The 18,320-nt window shown below is 42.1% G+C and carries 15 protein-coding genes and 1 tRNA gene; 8 read left to right on the forward strand and 8 right to left on the reverse strand.

Going from position 1 to position 18,320, the window contains the following annotated elements:
* The first annotated feature begins 227 nt into the window (after positions 1-227).
* Positions 228-287: a DUF2795 domain-containing protein gene (locus tag RMY16_RS12885; RefSeq protein WP_416211665.1), complete on the forward strand. Its 60-nt coding sequence runs from the start codon at positions 228-230 to the stop codon at positions 285-287.
* 124 nt (positions 288-411) lie between these two features.
* On the opposite strand, the gene moaC is transcribed toward RMY16_RS12885, so the two are convergent.
* Positions 412-921 carry a cyclic pyranopterin monophosphate synthase MoaC gene (moaC, locus tag RMY16_RS12890; RefSeq protein ID WP_322736689.1) on the reverse strand — a complete coding sequence of 170 codons (510 nt, stop codon included), beginning with the start codon at positions 919-921 and terminating at the stop codon, positions 412-414.
* 34 nt (positions 922-955) lie between these two features.
* Between moaC and RMY16_RS12895 the strand changes: the two genes are divergently transcribed.
* A tRNA-Arg gene (locus RMY16_RS12895) sits at positions 956-1,029 on the forward strand.
* Positions 1,030-1,068: 39 nt separating this feature from the next.
* Here RMY16_RS12895 and RMY16_RS12900 read toward each other — a convergent pair.
* From RMY16_RS12900 to RMY16_RS12910, 3 genes are all read right to left on the reverse strand, one after another.
* Complete coding sequence (locus tag RMY16_RS12900) at positions 1,069-2,322, reverse strand: MFS transporter (protein ID WP_322736690.1); 1,254 nt, start codon at positions 2,320-2,322, stop codon at positions 1,069-1,071.
* 181 nt (positions 2,323-2,503) lie between these two features.
* Entirely contained in the window at positions 2,504-3,517 is a 1,014-nt protein-coding gene (locus RMY16_RS12905) for a glycosyltransferase family 2 protein (RefSeq protein WP_322736691.1), read from the reverse strand.
* A 14-nt stretch (positions 3,518-3,531) separates the two neighbouring features.
* Positions 3,532-4,260, reverse strand: a complete 729-nt coding sequence (locus RMY16_RS12910) for a C40 family peptidase (RefSeq protein WP_322736692.1) — start codon at positions 4,258-4,260, stop codon at positions 3,532-3,534.
* Between the two features lie 9 nt (positions 4,261-4,269).
* On the opposite strand from RMY16_RS12910, the gene RMY16_RS12915 reads away from it, so the two are divergent.
* Positions 4,270-5,202 carry a serine hydrolase gene (locus tag RMY16_RS12915; RefSeq protein ID WP_322736693.1) on the forward strand — a complete coding sequence of 311 codons (933 nt, stop codon included), beginning with the start codon at positions 4,270-4,272 and terminating at the stop codon, positions 5,200-5,202.
* 379 nt (positions 5,203-5,581) lie between these two features.
* On the opposite strand, the gene RMY16_RS12920 is transcribed toward RMY16_RS12915, so the two are convergent.
* Positions 5,582-7,138, reverse strand: a complete 1,557-nt coding sequence (locus tag RMY16_RS12920; protein ID WP_322736694.1) for an FAD/NAD(P)-binding protein — start codon at positions 7,136-7,138, stop codon at positions 5,582-5,584.
* A gap of 475 nt (positions 7,139-7,613) precedes the next feature.
* Positions 7,614-9,254, reverse strand: a complete 1,641-nt coding sequence (locus RMY16_RS12925; protein ID WP_322736695.1) for a metallophosphoesterase family protein — start codon at positions 9,252-9,254, stop codon at positions 7,614-7,616.
* A gap of 343 nt (positions 9,255-9,597) precedes the next feature.
* On the opposite strand from RMY16_RS12925, the gene RMY16_RS12930 reads away from it, so the two are divergent.
* Positions 9,598-11,340: a Rieske (2Fe-2S) protein gene (locus tag RMY16_RS12930; protein WP_322736696.1), complete on the forward strand. Its 1,743-nt coding sequence runs from the start codon at positions 9,598-9,600 to the stop codon at positions 11,338-11,340.
* Positions 11,327-11,476 carry a hypothetical protein gene (locus tag RMY16_RS12935; protein ID WP_322736697.1) on the forward strand — a complete coding sequence of 50 codons (150 nt, stop codon included), beginning with the start codon at positions 11,327-11,329 and terminating at the stop codon, positions 11,474-11,476. Before RMY16_RS12930 ends, RMY16_RS12935 begins: the two co-directional genes overlap by 14 nt.
* A gap of 173 nt (positions 11,477-11,649) precedes the next feature.
* Here RMY16_RS12935 and RMY16_RS12940 read toward each other — a convergent pair whose 3' ends face one another.
* Positions 11,650-12,552, reverse strand: coding sequence for a class I SAM-dependent methyltransferase (locus tag RMY16_RS12940; RefSeq protein WP_322736698.1), 903 nt, complete (start codon positions 12,550-12,552; stop codon positions 11,650-11,652).
* Positions 12,553-12,803: 251 nt separating this feature from the next.
* On the opposite strand from RMY16_RS12940, the gene RMY16_RS12945 reads away from it, so the two are divergent.
* Both RMY16_RS12945 and RMY16_RS12950 read left to right on the forward strand, forming a co-directional pair.
* Positions 12,804-14,312, forward strand: coding sequence for a hydroxysqualene dehydroxylase (locus RMY16_RS12945; protein WP_322736699.1), 1,509 nt, complete (start codon positions 12,804-12,806; stop codon positions 14,310-14,312).
* Positions 14,313-14,457: 145 nt separating this feature from the next.
* The gene (locus RMY16_RS12950) at positions 14,458-14,808 is read left to right on the forward strand and encodes a DUF6464 family protein (protein ID WP_322736700.1); all 351 of its coding nucleotides are present in this window, start codon (positions 14,458-14,460) and stop codon (positions 14,806-14,808) included.
* A gap of 92 nt (positions 14,809-14,900) precedes the next feature.
* On the opposite strand, the gene fmt is transcribed toward RMY16_RS12950, so the two are convergent.
* A complete protein-coding gene (gene fmt, locus RMY16_RS12955; protein ID WP_322736701.1) occupies positions 14,901-15,932 on the reverse strand; it encodes a methionyl-tRNA formyltransferase in 1,032 nt (343 codons plus the stop codon).
* A gap of 976 nt (positions 15,933-16,908) precedes the next feature.
* On the opposite strand from fmt, the gene RMY16_RS12960 reads away from it, so the two are divergent.
* Positions 16,909-18,243, forward strand: a complete 1,335-nt coding sequence (locus tag RMY16_RS12960; RefSeq protein ID WP_322736702.1) for a hypothetical protein — start codon at positions 16,909-16,911, stop codon at positions 18,241-18,243.
* The last annotated feature ends 77 nt before the right edge of the window (positions 18,244-18,320 follow it).

An 18,320-nucleotide genomic window follows, 5' to 3' on the forward strand; every position in this document is an offset into this window, starting at 1 on the left:
AGCACCACCGTAACCTTTGAGAAGATCATCGCCCTTGCCGCCAATCAGGGTATCGGCAACGCTGGTGCCTTCGAGGATATCGTTGCTAGCAGCACTTAGGGGAATATTCTGAATTTCAATATCTTTGATACTTAACATGGCTACTGAATATCCAAAACAGTATTTGGGAAAATTGTCACATTTTCTGTCAGGATTTGTGTATTAATTTCAGTTAATTATCTAGACACTTGAAAGGTGTTGACTATCCTGCTAAAAAACAAGAATTGATTCAGCACGCTAGAAAATAAGGAGTAGATAAGGTGATTATTTCTCAATACACTTGTGTTAAGGCTTAACTCTTTGTCAAAGTCAATTTTTTTTAACGTAGACGCTTCTTCAGGTTGTCGCAGCACAAAGGCAGAGCGGCGCAGCTTATTGCTCTGCCGGCGAATAATCTCCTGATTTCCCGCCACTTTTACTTATTAAACGAATTGATTCAATTTGAATCGACTTTTCTAAAGCTTTTGCCATATCGTATAAAGTCAAAGCAGCGACAGAAACGGCAGTTAAGGCTTCCATCTCTACACCAGTTTCAGCTTTGGTTTTAACTGTGGCTTGAATTTGATAACCCGGTAGTTGGGGATCGGGTATGATTTCGACTGCGATTTTTTGCAAAGGCAACGGATGACACAAAGGAATTAAACTGGCTGTTTGCTTGGCTGCCATAATTCCAGCCAATCTTGCAGTTGCCAACACATCCCCTTTTGGAACATTTCCGGCTTGAATGGCAGCGAAGGTGGCTGGCAGCATTCGTACCTTAGCAGCTGCTATTGCTTGGCGAATGGTAGGTGCTTTATCAGACACATCTACCATTTGTGCCTGTCCTTGGGGATCTAGATGAGTTAAGTTGGCAAAATTAGATAGAAAATTATCTTGCGCCATTTGGTTAGAACGTGTTAATATAGATTGTCGGTGAGGGCGTGTAGCTCAGTGGACTAGAGCACGTGGCTACGGACCACGGTGTCGGGGGTTCGAATCCCTCCTCGCCCGTTTTTAAAAAGTTAAGAGTTGAAAGTTAGGAGTGAGGAATTAAATTTCATCACTCCTAACTTTTAAGTTTTTCAAGGCGTAGGCATCTGGAGCTAGACCTAGTGCAAAGCGCAGTGAGTTGGATAGGTTTTTGCTTGAATGGGTGAGGAAGAGGATAAGTGCTAAAGAAGTAATTGCAGCACCGTAGCCAAACATATCGCGGTAGCCTACAAGTTCTGCGATAATGCCCAAAAGAGGAGCAGCGATCGCAACTCCCAAATCGAGTCCAGCTATGCAGATAGCAAAAATTTTCCCCCGTTCTTGCGGCAGGGAGCGATCTGCCATCATAGTAACCATCATCGAGAACAGTGTACCACCACCAGCACCTTCAGCGATCGCAGCCAGTAAGAAAACTATCGGGCTGTAAGCCTGCCACAGCAGTATTAACGCTAAAACGTAGCAGAAAATCCCAAAGGTAATAAACAAACCCCGCCCGAAGCGATCGCTTGCCTTACCAGCAAATATCCTGATACTAAAACTAGAAATTGCCGCAGCTGTAAAAAACAATCCGCCATTGAAGTCCACCTGAGTGGATTTGAGGAACAACGACACAAAGGTATGTACAGCACCAAGAGACAAACCAACTAGCAACATAACTATAGTTGGAACTCTCACCCGTGGACTGGCCAAAATTTGCCAAAAGTTGCGATCTTCTCCCTCTGTCTGCTCCTGCGTTTGCACTGGCGGATTCGTAACTTGTAAAATCCCTAAGAGGGCGACAAAACCCAATTCGGCGGATAACAGAAATAATATCCCGTAACCACTTGTAGCTTCTAAATACCCTCCCAAGGCAGGGCCAATTGCTAAACCAATGGGAGTTGCTAGAGTCATGTAACCAATGATTTCACCACGAGTTTGGGCGGGCGCTAAATCTGCGACTAAGGCACTGTAGCCAGTGGTAAAAGCAGCAATACTAATGCCATGAAAAATCCGCACCAAAATTAATAACCCAATAGATCGGGTTGCCAAGTAACCAAAGGGTGCGATCGCCGCTACCATCGTACCAATCAACAAGACAATTTTGCGATCGCGTTCATCGGCTAATCGCCCCAGCATTGGGCGAGATAGCAATAACCCAATGGCAAAACTGCCCATAACAAGGCCAATTTCTTGCTTGCTTGCGCCCACATCATCGATGTAAAGCGGTAGGGTTGGTAAAAGCGAAGACATACTCGACCAGAATAATAAACCTGCCGTAAATAAAATCAGCAGGTTACGCCGCAGTTCCGTGTCAAAGGTATTAAATACTTTCAAGGTAGATGCAATTTAACTAGTTTTTTGTCCTTTGTCATTTGTCATTTGTCATTTGTCTTTTGTCCTTGGTCTAGAGTCAACCAATATTTACTCTTAATTATTTGCTGATGACCAATAACTAATGACCAATGACCAATGACCAATAACTAATGACTAATGACCAATGACTACTATTGTTACCTTACTTAACATTTTTTGCTACCACCTCTCGCACGCGATAGATAGGTCGTCCTTGGGATTCATGGTATGTACGCATGAGCAATTCTGCCAAAAGACCGAAGCAAAACAACTGCACTCCAGTTAATAACAATAGAACTGCCAAAATCAGCAAAGGGCGATTCCCAATCATCTGGCCTAAAGCCAATTTGACGAAAGTCAAGTAAATTCCGATCGCAGTGCCCGAAAACATTGAAATCAAGCCCAATAGCCCAAAAACGTGCATCGGACGGGTGAGGAATTTTTTCATAAACAGAATGGTTAACAAATCCATCAATACCCGGAATGTCCGCCAAATTCCATATTTACTACGACCAAAGCGACGGGCATGATGACGTACAGGTATTTCAGTGATTCTAGCTCCTTCGATGTACGCCAAAGCAGGTAAAAATCGGTGTAATTCTCCGTAAAGGTTCATATCTGCCAAAAGTTCTGCACGATAGGCTTTCAGCGAACAGCCATAGTCATGAATATTCACGCTAGTGGTGCTACGAATTAGCCAATTGGCAATTTTGGAAGGAAGTAACCGATTTACAGCACCATCTTGGCGTTTTTGCCGCCAACCACTCACCAAATCGTAACCTTCGTCCAGCTTTGCTAATAACATCGGGATATCAGCCGGATCGTTCTGGAGATCGGCATCTAAAGTAACGATCGCTTTACCGACTGCATAATAAAATCCAGCAGCCATCGCCGCAGTTTGTCCGTAGTTGCGACGCAAAATCACCGCTTTTAAATCAGTACGAACTTGCGCCTGTTCTTTGAGAAAATCCCCAGAACCATCTGTAGAACCATCATCCACACAAATGATTTCATAATTTACCTGACTAGAAGATAAAGTAGAGGCGATCGCTTCTAGTAAAAGTGGCAAACTCTCCACCTCGTCATGTATTGGTACTACCACCGAAACATCTGGGACAATTGCTGAAATCGCCCCATTTTCCCCCATTACCCCTTGATCGATCAACCCACTCCTCATAAGCCTCAGCATCCTCAGCGTCTCTGTGGTTCGTAACTCTTAAAAACTCTACCAGCACCTCGCAGCTGCTGATAGTACGACTGACTAACCGCATCTCCCTGTTCCGAGAGAATATCAATTCCGATCCCATTTCGTCCCTGTTCTTTTCCAGAACTATGGATATAATAACCATCCGCCAAATAAAGCCCGACATGGGTGGCTTTTTGACTAGTGCCAAAAAATACGAGATCCCCGGCTGCTAATTCTGCAATCGTAATTGGTTGAGTGAATCCTTCCTGTTGATAGGCATCTCTAGGTAGCCAAATACCCACCGAACCAAAGGCCGCTTGCATCAACCCAGAACAGTCATAATTTGGCCCAACCGTACCACCCCAAAGGTAATAATTTGATTGTTGCATCGCTTTTTGGGTAAAGGCGATAATCTCTGCTAGGAGTTTTTTAATCTCCGATTCAGAAAATGTTGCAGCCTGATAAGGTACAGTAGCAGATTGTAATGAATCAAAATCTGAAAGAGATAGCCATCCTGGATAGTCATCCTCACATAAATACACCTCAACCGCCGAATTTTGATGATTTGATGTTACCCACAAATGTCTCCCAGATGCAGCTTGAGTTGCTAAACGCGTACATTCAGGAGAATCATATAAATTCAGGTCAGCTAAACACTGATACTCCCCTGATTTTGGATTTTGGACTTCGGCTTCGCTCAGTCGAACCATTTTGGATTTTAGATTAAAGGACATTATCAGAGAATGATTTTTTTTAATAAAGACGAACAACTAGAGAATCTTGGTAATGGCATTTTAGATGCAACTTGGGCAGCATTTCCGACCTTAGCACGTAACCAAATTGCCTTGACTTGGGTTGTTTACGATCCACCAGTGCGAGTAAATACTGGTGGGGCGCTGACTCCCAACGCTTTTTGGGATCACCCAGTTCGTGGTTTCACTTATCGCGGTGTTGAGCGGATTTATCCTGCTAGTATAGTCAAGCTATTTTACCTGGTGGCGGTAAACGAATGGCTAGAAAAAGGCATGAGTCAAACCTCCAAAGAGTTGGAGCGAGCTTTGCGGGATATGATTGTCGATTCTAGTAATGATGCTACCAGCTTGGTTGTGGATATTTTGAGTGGTACCACATCAGGGCCAGAATTACCAATCGGCCCCTTTGAAACCTGGAAATATCAGCGTAATATTGTTAACCGCTATTACCAATCTTTGGGTTGGGAAGAAATGGAGACAATAAACGTCTGTCAAAAAACTTGGGGTGATGGGCCTTATGGACGGGAACGGGCGTTTGTGGGAGAGTTACTGGACAATCGCAATATGTTGACCACAAATGCGATCGCTAGGTTACTGCATAGTATTGTAGGTGGAGTGGCGGTTTCAAGTGCGCGATCGCAAGCGATGATGGCTTTACTCAAACGTCCTCTCAAAGATTTGCCCACTGACACCGAGGAAAATCAGGTGACAGGTTTCTTAGGTGGTGGATTGCCTGAAAATGCTCAAATTTGGTCAAAGGCAGGTTGGACAAGTCAAGTTCGCCATGATGTTGCGTATATTGAGTTACCAGAACAGCGCCCTTATCTCTTAGTGGTGTTTACTGAAGGGAAAGCCCAAGCTAAAAGTCGGGATATTTTGCCTTTTGTTTCTGGGCGAGTTGCCGATGCGATCGCTAATCTATGATCTTCTCTACGACAAGCTACGCGTTGGTGTAGTGTATCGTTGCGTTAATAATACCTTCGCCAAAAAAAGAGTATTAAAAGATAGGGCTGATGTAGTAGAGTTATTGTCTCTTACAACGACAACTCAAAAGCTACTCTTCAGCCCATGTTCGACATCATATTACTGTTTCCTCTTTCCCAGTCAGAGTTTCGGACTGCATTCATTGAGCCAGAGACTCAATATCTGACTGGAGGCAGCAGACCGTAATAACCCGCATTTCTCACAAGCTTGAGGGCAGAGGGGAAAGAACTTGTAGAAGAACTTTCCTCTGCTCCCCTGCTCCCATACTCCCCTGCTCCCCTGCTCCCCTGCTCCCCTTGTCAAGACTAATTTAGAAACATTAGCTTAGACGTGTAATGGATTTAGTCTCCGCCAAATAGGTAATCTTAAGATTTTCTTTTGTTACTATTTGATCCCAAAGATCGCCCCAACCTTTTTCTAATGCGGTAACAACGGGTTGATTTACTATATCCAAATTATCGAGCAGAATCGTTTGGATAACGATAGGTGTGATCCAGATCAAGCCATAATAGGCGGGGATGTCTGTCATCACACCATACCCCTGCACAGAATAGATATACTCCATCATGCCCACAAGGGTAAGTAGTTGGTTGTCTTCCAAGAACTGATAAAAGGTTTTCTCCAGCAATGCCGTTGGTGGCTTCGGTGGCATCGGCTTTTGTGAACCCATGATCTTGTAATGAAGGATATTGTATCTAACGAGGTCAAAAGCAATTCTAATTTGTATCGACTTTGAATCATAATCTTGGGGATGACCTAATAAGGCTTTAGCCTTCAAAAGGATATATTCGGATTGTGTAACAATAGGAGGCACATCAACATAATCTGGAAATTCGCCTTTGGTGAGAATCCCTCTAAAATCCAGATCATTCTTAACGAAATCGATTTCTGAGTTGTCGACGAAAAATTCCTCCAGATCCTCAAGCATTTGATCGTAGGCAGGCGATAAATAACATGTGCCTAACTCACAGACTGTCTTCTCATTTGATCCGCTTGGATAAGGCCCGTCTTTAGTAATAGTATGGGTTTTTCCACAGTATCGGTCGGTTGATTCTAGAATTTCTATATTCGTGTATCCCAACCTCTTTAGCCTAACGGCAAACAACAGACCGCTAACACCAGCACCCAGAATTACAATAGGCGCGTCTAGATTAGTTGGCAAGGCTTTTTTTGCACTGTCCACAGAATTCAGCATCAATTCGGCGTAATCCCAGCAATGCAAGACCGATTCAAAACAAGTGAATCCATGCACATACAAGGTATTATTGTTTCCCTGCAAATTCAGAAGCTTCCAAGGCAAGCCCTCCTTTAAGTCTTCATTAGAGAAGTGATCAAAGTAAGGCGTAGTGACGGTTTCCAGTATCTCATAGTTGAGTGAGAATGGCCACCACTCGCTGTTCTGCAAGTCATCTTTAAGTTTTATCTCAAACTCGCTGTTAGACCATGGGTTCTCCGTTTCGCCTACCAATTGATAGACTGTCACCAAGTTATGTGTCATTTCATTCGCACGCTCAGATCCAAATTGCTTGACTGATTCGTTACGATATGCATAGACAGTTCCGTTCATCTCCTGTAATAGTTTCGGGCCAAATATGACAGGATATGTTTTTGTCTGAGAAGATGAATTATTGACCTCGACTTTGAGTAGCGATGTATGGAATGTGAAATTTTTCAACTTGTCAAAGATAGCGCGTTCTTCAGGCGTGTAATCACAAATTTCATACAAGTTCCTGGGTTCACAAGCTATGACAAGTAATTCACAGTTTTTTTGAATAATGGATTCGCTATTACCGTTGATTGTGTATTCGATGCGGACTGGGTTTAAAGGTGAGGGCGAAGAAAGCGTTATATTGTTGCTGTTTGTTAACTGTACCATTGCTGTTTAAATGCTCTATATTAGCTGTGTGATTTAATGCCTGGTTTGAATATTACATGATCAAATCAAACTACACAAGCAAGCTAGGAATAAGAGAGCGGTTTTTTTTGGGGAAGATGGGGCAATATGGTTAGGATAAGTATTTTGAACTCATAATTCCCTTTGAGAAAAAGGTCAAGAAGAAGGGTGTGGGGTTGCAGGTTTGAGAAGACTGCATTGGTCGGGGTTTGGAACCCCAACCAATGCAATCGTCAAGAAAGTCAGGGCTAATTATTCCCTACACCCAACACCCCACACCCTATACCCCGCCCCAACGGGGCTTAATTACTAGGTTTGGGTTAAAGGTTTTTTCTCCCCCTTTCCCTTTAACCTTTCCCCTTTAACCTCTGTGATAAAATAAACCCTCAAATGCCCGTTTTATCTACAGTTGATTGTCAAATATCAAATTTTGGCTGGTGAATGTGAGATTACCCTACTATTTCAATTTAAATTCATCAAACTTCAATACTTCCGAGTCAGGCTTGCGAGTATCAAAACGATAACTACTTATCGTACCTGTCTCCGTATCGAAGATACTGAAAACTGTAATATCATTACTCGCAATATAAGGCATCGGCTTTCCATCTTCACCCAGCAAGGGGGCGATTGTTGGCACTATCGGTTCTAACCCATTGGGATCGCCAAGCTTAACATAATCCTCTTGATATCCAATTGGTACTTCTCGCTTTCTATCACCCCAAGCAGCACCGTAACTATTACCCACATTAGATGTTTCTAGAAAGTGCATTCCACTGGAACTAACAAAGCGGTTCCACAAATGGGAATGCCCATAAAATACCAATTGCACATTAGCTGCTTCAAGTATTGGAACAACATCGCGGATAATATAATCTGCGTCTTTGGGATACTCGTAACGCACTGCTTTGATATTGTCGCCATCCCGTTCAATTATCTGTACTGGCTCTGTATAAGCAGGAACTATATTATCACCCAGAGTGTGGGGTGGATGATGAAACATTACAACTTTGTATTTTGCTTGTTGAAACTCAGGGCTGTTAAGTTCTGACTCTAGCCAATTATATTGCTTGCTGCCTTTAGCAATTGGCTCATAAATCACTTGTCCATAACCCCAATTTTCAGGATTATTTAAATCCTTTTCAGCTTCCTGATATCTACCTCTACGCTTTCTATCTAAGTTGGGAGTCCGCCACATATTTGTAGCGTACAGTACCACCAAACGCGTATCACCGAAACTGACTGCATAATACCTTTTTCCACCCTCTTTACTTTTTGGTAAAGAGAAAATCTCTTCATAGGTATTAGTATTAAAAGAATTATCGATTAAAGATTTATCTCGGTAGATTTTTTGAGCAACGGCACGGGGAATTGTATCATCAAATTCATCATTTAAACTTCCCGTTCTGGCAAAACGCCCCATCACTTCATGATTCCCAATACAAGTAAACATGGGTGCGTGTTGAATTATTTGTCCACCAGTGTAGGTTGTCTTAACATCGTTGTGCGTCATTTCATATTTAGCACGACCTTGTAAACCGGGAAACAACGCACCACCACCATTATCATCAAACCATTCTGAGGCGCGATCGCTAACATTGACCAAATCACCAGCAAACCACACGCCATCAACTCGTCCAACTGTTTCTACCACCTTTTGCAGATTTGTCGCTGTCATCGGCTTTAATTGATGATCTGAGGTAAGTAGAATTTTTAGTGGTGTATCTGATTTGGGAGTAGCTGTAAGGCTGAAAACATCACTGTCAACACTTTTGCCGTCTTCTTGCACACTCGTGACACGATACTTAACCCGCACACCAGGAGTTAACCCAGTTACCTCAGCCTCATGTCGCCAAATGTCCCGCTGGACAGGTTTTTGATAAACTTGTCCGTCTTGGGTTTGGTTTGCAACTCTTGATTGTTGGTCTTCACGTGTGCGACTGAGTTTGGTAGTACTTGCCCTAGCAGTTTGTTGGAGATTTTCGCCGTAGGTTACTGTGTGATTAACACCAGCAAATTCAGTAAACCAAACTACTTGCACTGAACTTGCAGTTGGCAATTGCAAAAATGGGTCGGTGAGTAGTTGGGGTGCTGATGTCATAATTGTTTGCCCAAGTGAACGCACACTTATCAAAGTAAAGCATATAACAAGCACAAGCATAGCTACTGAGGAAATTTTTCGGCGGCTTTTGCGTCTGAGCATGAGTAACACACCAAATTTTAGGGTATTCACCGACTGAAGGCATTTTATTATAAGAAATGTGCCAAAAACCCTTGAGAAATAGCAACTTATACCAATTCAAAAAATAAACATTTTTTGAATTGATATAAGTTAACAAAAATTAGAATGCATAAATGCTCAAATTTGAAAAACTTTGCCAAAGTAGAAATAAGGGTTTTGACATTTACCTACGTGCAATTAAATGACTCAAATATTTGAAAGTGTGACGAAAACAGACAATTATATCCGTGTTGCTCAACTTGCAGAAGTTCAGGCAGCAGGCAGTTTGTTAGTCCATAAGGAAAAACATACGATTGCTTTGTTTTACTCAAATAATACAGTTTATGCAATTGATAACCGTTGTCCTCACATGGGCTTTCCCTTACAAGGAAGCACTTGCAAAGATGGTATTGTTACCTGTCCTTGGCATTATGCCCGCTTTGACCTTGCTAGTGGTGGAACCTTTGATTCGTGGGCAGATGATGTTCCTTGTTTCCCGGTAGAAATCCGTGATGGCGAAGTTTGGGTAAACTTAGCACCACCAGTTAACCCTCATGCTCACCACCGCCAACGTCTGCAAGACGGTTTAGAGCAGAATATTTCTTTAGTGATTGCAAAATCAACGCTTGCACTGTTAGATATGGGGGTGAACCCGACAGAACCATTTCTCATGGGGCTAGAATTTGGCACTCGTTATAACAAAGCGGGTTGGAGTACAGGTTTGACTATTCACACCTGTATGATGAATTTATTACCTTATCTTGATGTAGAAGACAAACCTCGTGCTTTATTCCACGGACTGTCGGCAGTAGCTAATGATAGCGCGGGTGCGCCACCAGAGTTTGTCGTTCACCCATTACCCAACTCGAAAGTAGATTTTGCGACTCTCAAAAGCTGGTTTCGCCAATTTATTCAGGTGCGGGATGCGGAAGCGGCACAAAGATGTTTAGTATCTGCTGTTCGTTCCGGAGCTAATTCAAAGCAAATAGCAGATATGCTGTTCTGTGCTGCTACTGATCGGCGCTATCTTGATATTGGGCATACACTTGATTTTATCAATAAAGCATTAGAAGCACTTGATACTATAGCTTGGCAAGCAGCAGAATCAATTCTGGCTAGCCTAGTTTCGGGTTTAGCCAATGCCTCTCGGATGGAAGAATCCAACTCTTGGCGCTACCCTGTAGATTTGGTGGCAATATTAGAGTCGGCTTTTGAGCAATTACCGACTGTATTAAGTGTGGGAAAATCTCGACAGGGAAGTTGGTCACAACCAGATGAACTAATACCAATTTTATTAGGTGAAGACCCACAAGCGATCGCAGACTCGCTATTGAATGCACTGAAAGCAGGTTGTACTGAAGAACAATTAGCTGGCGTAGTAACTTATACAGCAGCATTACGAGTAGCTCGTTTCCACACTAATAATGACTTTGGAGATTGGAATTCAGCCCACCATCCATTTACGTTTGCAAATGCCGTACATCAAGCTTTACGAAGAGTACCAACAGTCGAACTACTAAGAGGTGTGTTTGATGCGGCGATGAGTGTATATTTAAATCGTTTTTTGAATGTCCCACCAGCACGCCTGCCAGAACCCAAAGAAATCGGGGAAAATCCCGAACAATTACTCCAGCAGCTACCAGACTTATTAAACCGTCAGCAGCAAGTAAACCAGACAGGGCAATTAGTTGCTAATTATTTATACAGTGGTGGTAGTGCTGAAAGACTGATGGCAAAACTGGGAAAATTGATGCTGCGAGAAAACCGTGATTTTCATGTCATTCAAGAAATAGAAGCAGCCTTTCGTCAGTATTCTTACCTCAGTCAAACTTCGGTTGGAATTCATATACTAGTGGCTGCATCTCGGTATTTAGCCGCTCATTCTCCGACAATGCGCTCTCAAGGACAAACTTATCAAATTGCGGAACGTTTACATCAGGGCGCTCGCTTATTTGAAGAATCGTGATTTCTTAGTAACAGATAACCAGGCTAGTATGCTGGCTTATTTAGAAGCACATTGGACAGCAGGTGGACATATTTGGGGCTTTTTGTCTCTAAAGTCAATCATTCTGCTGTTGTTTAATTCTGTCATTCCTTCATAGTCTGCCTCAAGTGGCAGTTTAATGAATACTAATTAACCGGACTTGATATCATACCATTTACTGAGGATGATTGGAGTTGATAGGCATTTATTGCAAACATAAAAGCACAACATTGTTGTGCTTTTGTAAATTATTTGTATTCAGTTCATTGTGATAACGAGAGAGTTTATTAATCAGTCCAGGTGAGTACTGTAGGCACTAAAACCGTAAGCCAAAGTTTCTTTTAAATTGTCTGATGGCTTGAGACTTCTGTTGATAGCATTAGCAAACGGCACGGGAATTCCTTTGATAGTTTCCGGCAAAATTGCATACTCTGCTGTTGGTTCGACAATGTATTCTGGACACTTCCCTTTCATCCCAGCAGTGGCTAACATTTCTTCTATTTCAGCAGCTGAGTATTGCTTGAGATAAACTGGATTTCTCACAAATGGGTTCAGCCTTCTGATAAAATTATGGATAATATGAGAAGGACAAGACTTATTGTGAAAGGAATGATTAAAAACAAAAATTCCACCAGGTTTTAGCACACGAGAGATATCAGCCAATAAATTTCTTAATTGTGCATCTGGAATATGCATAAAAACGCAATTAGAAATTACCAAATCTATAGAATTATCTTCTAAAGGCAATGTTTCAGCAGAAGTGCAAATCAAGTTAAATTCAGCTTCTGGAAAAAAATTGTATTCTTGTTTAACTTTAATTAGCCGCCGCAATAAAGGTTCAGAAATATCAATGCCGTAATATTTCTCGCATTTCAGATTTTTCGCTTTCGAGAGATGTAAAGGTGCGCGACCATAACCAGAACCAATTTCTAGAATAGAACCGACAGATTTATTCAACGGAAATTTGTTCCAAGTACCTCCAGGCGTACCAGTTAGCAGAGTGTAATCTTGTTTAATGGGCGATGTCGCTGCAACTTTTTCAATTTTTTGGGAGCCATAATATGTTTTACCAATTGCATCCCATGTTTTTTTATGTTGAGTATTAGTTAATTGTTCATAGTCGCTAGGAAAATAAATTCCATCTCGTAATTCAAAGTCATTTAGACTGGATTTTACATTTGCTAATTGAGACATTATGATTATCCTCATCAATAGTGAATTCTGTTTTCTGTTATACTCTTAACTCAGCATTAACCGCAAGTAATTTTTACTGAACGGCTTTCCCTAAGCCTTTTTTAAAGTCTATAACTATTTTAAATTCGATGGAATGTGCTGGCAAAGAGCCTATTGCATCCAAGTGAAAACCGCTATAATGACAACCCTTGCTCGCTCAAAACACAAGTTCGTATACATTAGTTGATGGACTGCAACAATAGGAGGCTGCGATGGTAGGAGGGTTAAAACAAAAACGGGTGGTAGTTGTAGGTGCTGGTTGGGCTGGTTTAGGAGCAACCTACCATTTAGCAAAACAAGGTTATGATGTGACACTTCTCGAAGCAGGCCCCTATCCTGGTGGATTGGTGGCGGGTTGGCAAACAGCGGCTGGAAAATCTGTTGAAGCTGGCATTCATGGCTTCTGGTATCCTTACAGAAATATTTTTTCCCTAATCAATGAATTAGAAATTAATCCTTTTACTACTTGGACTCGTTCTTCGCAATATTCGCCAGCAGGTTTGGAAGTTGAATCACCAATTTTTCAAGATTTACCGCGACTCCCCTCGCCACTAGGAACTTTTCTCTACACTCAGTTTAAACGATTACCACTAATTGACCGTCTCAGCGCCCTGCCTTTACTTTATGCGGTTGTTGATTTTGACAATTCTGATGCAGCTTGGCGGCGCTATGACTTTGTAACTGCCCGTGAATTGTTCAAAGATTTTAACGTTTCTGCGCGACTTTACCGCGATGCTTTTGAACCAATGTTATTAGTGGGCTTATTTGCCCCTGGCGAACAATGTTCAGCCGCCGCAACTTTAGGGATGCTTTACTTTTTTATTCTGGCTCATCAACCCGATTTTGATGTGGTTTGGTGTCGGGGAACTGTGGGAGAAAAGATATTTCGTCCTTGGGTGGAACGTATTGAAAAAGCTGGTGCGCGAGTGTTGCCGAAGCGTCGGGTTACAGACTTAATTGTTGATAGTAATCAAGTCAAGGGTGTGGTTTGTGGTGATGAAGTAATTGAAGCAGATGCCGTAATTTTTGCGGTTGGAATCACGGGGATGAAGAAAATTGTTTCAACTAGCCCTAGTTTACAAAGCCGTGAAGAATTCCGTAATTTGAGCAATTTAGGAGCAATTGATGTTTTAGCCACGCGACTATGGTTTGACCGTAAAATTGATATTTCTCGTCCTTCCAATGCTTGTTTTGGATTCGACACAAGTACAGGTTGGACGTTTTTTGATTTGAATGCTCTACATGATGAATATCGGGATGAGCCGGGAACAGTGATTGAAGCTGATTTTTATCACGCCAATCAGTTTCTCAATTTGAGCGATGAAGAGATTTTATCAATAGTTCAAGGTTATTTAGCAACTTGTATACCAGCGTTTCGGGAGGCAAAGATTATTGATAGCAGTGTAATTCGGCTACCTCAGGCGGTAACTCACTTTGCACCTGGTAGCTATCGTTATATGTTGCCCGCCAAGACAAGTTTTGAGAATGTATTTATGAGTGGGGATTGGATTGTGAACCGTCATGGTTCCTGGTCGCAGGAAAAGGCTTATGTTACTGGTTTAGAGGCGGCGAATTTGGTGGTGTCTTATTTAGGAGAAGGTCAGCCATCTGAGATTTTAGCTGTAGAAGAAGATGAAGTGCATATCCAAGTGGCGCGATCGCTCAACCAAACTTTGGGTAACTTGAGTAAATCTATCCTGCCTAACTTTTGGTTGCCGTAATCTATGGGGATGCACTGCTGTGCTACCCTACTGTATGTATATTTCTCGCAAATCTAGTTAATCATCAATTGTAATTTAAATTCGATAAGCTAAAGAAAGCGATCGCGATACTATCCTTATAATGTAAATCAAATCACATAAGCTTATGGAGCCAGACTCTTTACCAACCGAGGTGATTCTGACGCACCCGCGTGAGTCCCTTGGTAGAGTGCAACTTGATTGGACACCCCAACCCGGAAACTATCTCGATTTTGAAGGTAAAACCTACGCGGTTTTAGAGCGCCGTCATAGATACAAACTTCAAGCTGGGCGCTACCGCTTGCATAATATTGCTATTTATGTACAGTCTGCTAAACGACCATCTGAGAAAAGTTTGGTAGCAGGACGTTGGGTAATCGGCGATGCCACCTGCTGCTACAATGCTCATTCAGAACTTATTCGCTGTGCAGTCAACCCAGATGGGCCTTGCGAATCTTGCCGCTTTTATGAGTGCTGAGTGCTGAGTGCTGAGTGCTGAGTTAGGAGTTTGGAGTTAGGAGTTAAGAGTGAGGAGTTAAAAGTTATTCTCCTTCATCTCTTCCATCCCCGTCAGCTTCCGGCACCAAAAACTTCTCCTACAGTTATGCGGGTACCATTCACAAAATCCCATCCCGACTGGGGACGTTTACCAGCTAACTGAACTTCTCGCAACAGCAATAAACCTTCCCCAGTTTGGACGATCGCACCAATTCCTTTGGCAATGCTGACTACAACTCCTGGTTTATCTGATGTATTTGACAAATCAGGCAATTTATGTGCTAATTCTTGCAATTCTGGTGGGAGATCGTGTAGACGCAAAGCGGCTTGTCGCCAGACATCGCTTACAGAACCAAGGGGAGCAGAAGCGGTGATTTTCAAAAGGTTGTCACGAAAGGTAGCCGTGCAGTTAGGGTAAAAGCCTCTGATTTGATTGTGTAATTGAATCGCGCTTTTTGACCAATCCAAAGCATAATCTTGTTTTTGAATCAGAGAGGCATAAGTAGCTGCTAAATTATCTTGGGGAATTGGTTGAATTTCTTTACGTTCCAACTTCAACAGAGTTTCCACCAACAAATCCCCACCGATCTCTGCTAGTCTATCGGCTAAATCTTGGGCATTATCCAGTAATCCAATCGGTGTAGTAGCTATTTGGAGCATTGGGCCGGTATCCATCCTTGTATCCATTAACATTGTCGTGATCCCCGTTTCCCTCTCACCGTTGTACAAGCACCACTGAATCGGCGCTGCACCCCGATATTTGGGTAAAATCGAGCCATGCACATTAATGCAGCCCAACTTTGGCATATTTAATATTTTTGACGATAATATCTGTCCATAAGCGACAACAACAAACACATCTGCATCTGATTTTTTGAGTTTGGTTAAAGTTTCAGTATCTTTTTTCACCCGTTCGGGTTGCCATACTGGTAAGTTGTGAGCAGTTGCGATCGCTTTGACAGGTGAAGGGGTCAGTTTATTTCCGCGTTCCCGGCGTTTGTCTGGTTGGGTGACAACCGCCAGCACCTCGAATTCTGAATGATTCAATAATTTTTCCAAGGTGGGTACAGCAAAATGAGGTGTACCAAAAAATACAATTTTCATTAATAATTAGTAGTTTTTAGTCGTGAGTCATTAGTTAATCGTAAGTGCGCCCCTCATAACTGACAACATTTAAGTTGCATGTTGAAACAGAAGTCACTCAGCCATTATCAGCAGCCTCCTGAATTCCGAACAGCAGTTGCAAAATACAGTTGTTACCTGTAAATAATTTTGGCTGTTTGGTGGTAGAATATTTTCGTATTAATGAAACCAAAGGCTGCTTGATTAACTTAAATAGTTAAGTTGACAAGTGTAACAGCTAGTATTAGGCGCATCTGCCTCTAGTGAACCTAATCACTTAGTGGTTTTTCGTTGCGATTCGCTAGAGCATCTACCGAGTGAATTTTCTTGTGTTCCCGCTCGTATTCCCGAAATTAGCTTTCAACGTAGTTAAATTTCCGAAAAACTATTGCGTCTTCTAGCTATTTTTGTAGTTTAGATAGCAATTTATAACTTTGGGTTGCTGATAGCAATATCTTCTGAGTATGATGTATTATGCGTCCGCTTTCCCAGGTTTTTAATTAACGCCTCACGTTTACCATCATGAGGGTTTGCGCTGTTATATTTAGTGTGTAACCTAGCCTATTTGCTGTGTACTAGCGATCGCTCGTACTATCCCCAGTAGCTAAGTTAGATTATCTCTTATTTGCCAGCATCATTCCTCAAACTATATCCTAAATATCCCTTAACCAAGACTTATTTTTGGTGCGTTTTTGTATAGGGTAGTTATAGATTGTGTAGTAATTACTGAGTTCTCAGCATATTTACTATACTCGCATATTTTTGCAAAAAAATATCCCGTACTTAAGTCAGAAAAAGTCTAGACGATGATACTTAATTTTTGTAAACCTCTGCAAACTTTGAAGATATTATTTCGTCATTACTTTTAGTTTCTTGTTATACATATAACTACCACCTGCCCATTGCTATTGATGTATTGCTTCTCACATAGCAATTGCCCCCTCTAGAGAGTCTACAAATGCTTAAACCCCTTTTGCTGTCAGGATGGTTCCGCACACAACCATTTCTCAATTACGTTGTCGTTGTGATACTTATTGCACCTTTATTAGGAGCATCGGCTCACACGATCCCAGTAAGATCCGAAGTACATAAACTAACTTCGATGGCTGGAGAATCTGACTCTGTATCAAAGGAAATAGCTGTAGTTGGGGAACCTGAGATAGCTGAAACATTAAAAACAGATCAAATCGAATCGATCACAGAAGAATTTGACTCTGTGCCAACACAAAGTATTGCTGTTCAGGAACCGCAAGTATTACCAGCGGATAAAATTGAGTCTTCAACTGAAGTAGATAATTATCTCTCAAGCAGCGATTTAGATTTAAGTGATGTAACTGTTCCCGATTCTTTGGCAGCAGTTGAACTCGCACCATCAACAGATGTTCCTGTTAGCCAACTTAATTTAATACGCAAACTTAAAGCTGCTAATGTTAAGTCTTTGAGAGGACAAGAAAATTATCTCTCTAGAGAAAAGTCTTTTACCGAATCATTGACAGCAACTCAAGTAGCACCAGCTATTAGAGAATCTCAATCAACCACAACGACGGAAATACCTGTTGTGGAAACAGCTAATGAGTCCCAAGCAGAACAAATAGATCCCATCGGCAGCCCTCATCCGATTCCTTGGAAATGGATTACAGCAACTCAAGAAGCTATTGCCTCTAATGGTGGTTCTGGAGTACGTCACTATCGCAGCGTACCTGTGATTTCTCCAGATGGTAAATATGCTGTTTATAGTCGGGTGCAACTGGAAGTAAAACCCCAAATGTACAACAGCCGTGTCACCAGCATGATGTTTGTCCAAGATATGCAGACTAAGAAATTGTGGGTGATGGCTTCAACGACTCCAGTTAGCGATCCTTTATTAAAAGTAAAGGCTGTAAAAGGAGAATCGTCTGAAGAAACTGATCCGAGTGGTAAGATTGGGGTATTAGTTCCAGTTAGTTGGTCAGAAAAAGGCGATCGCTTCTTAGCACGCAAGTTTGAAGGTATCTTTAACACAGGTGATTCTACAGATAGTGCAGTGATTTGGGATCGGCAAAAAAATTACGCTAACACAGTCACTCCTGTTAGTGAGGAAGAACATGAAAAAATTGCCGTATTGTTAGGTTGGAGTAAAAGCCAACCAGAACATGTGTTATTCCGTGCAGGGGAATTGGGCGAGGAAAACTGGCCATTAATGCAAGTTGCTAATGATGGCAAGACTATCACTACAACAGACAATGATCGGCCGATTACTTTTGGTAAAAAGGTGACAGAAATTTGGGCAGGCCCACAAGTTGCCTACCGATAGTTTATTGGCTAGTTACAAGCCTGCTGGCTAAGGTCAGGGAGTCGCCTCCCTGCCTCGCCTACAAAACCGGACGTGAG

The organism is Nostoc sp. DedQUE12b (assembly GCF_034530835.1).
Taxonomy (GTDB): Bacteria; Cyanobacteriota; Cyanobacteriia; order Cyanobacteriales; family Nostocaceae; genus Nostoc.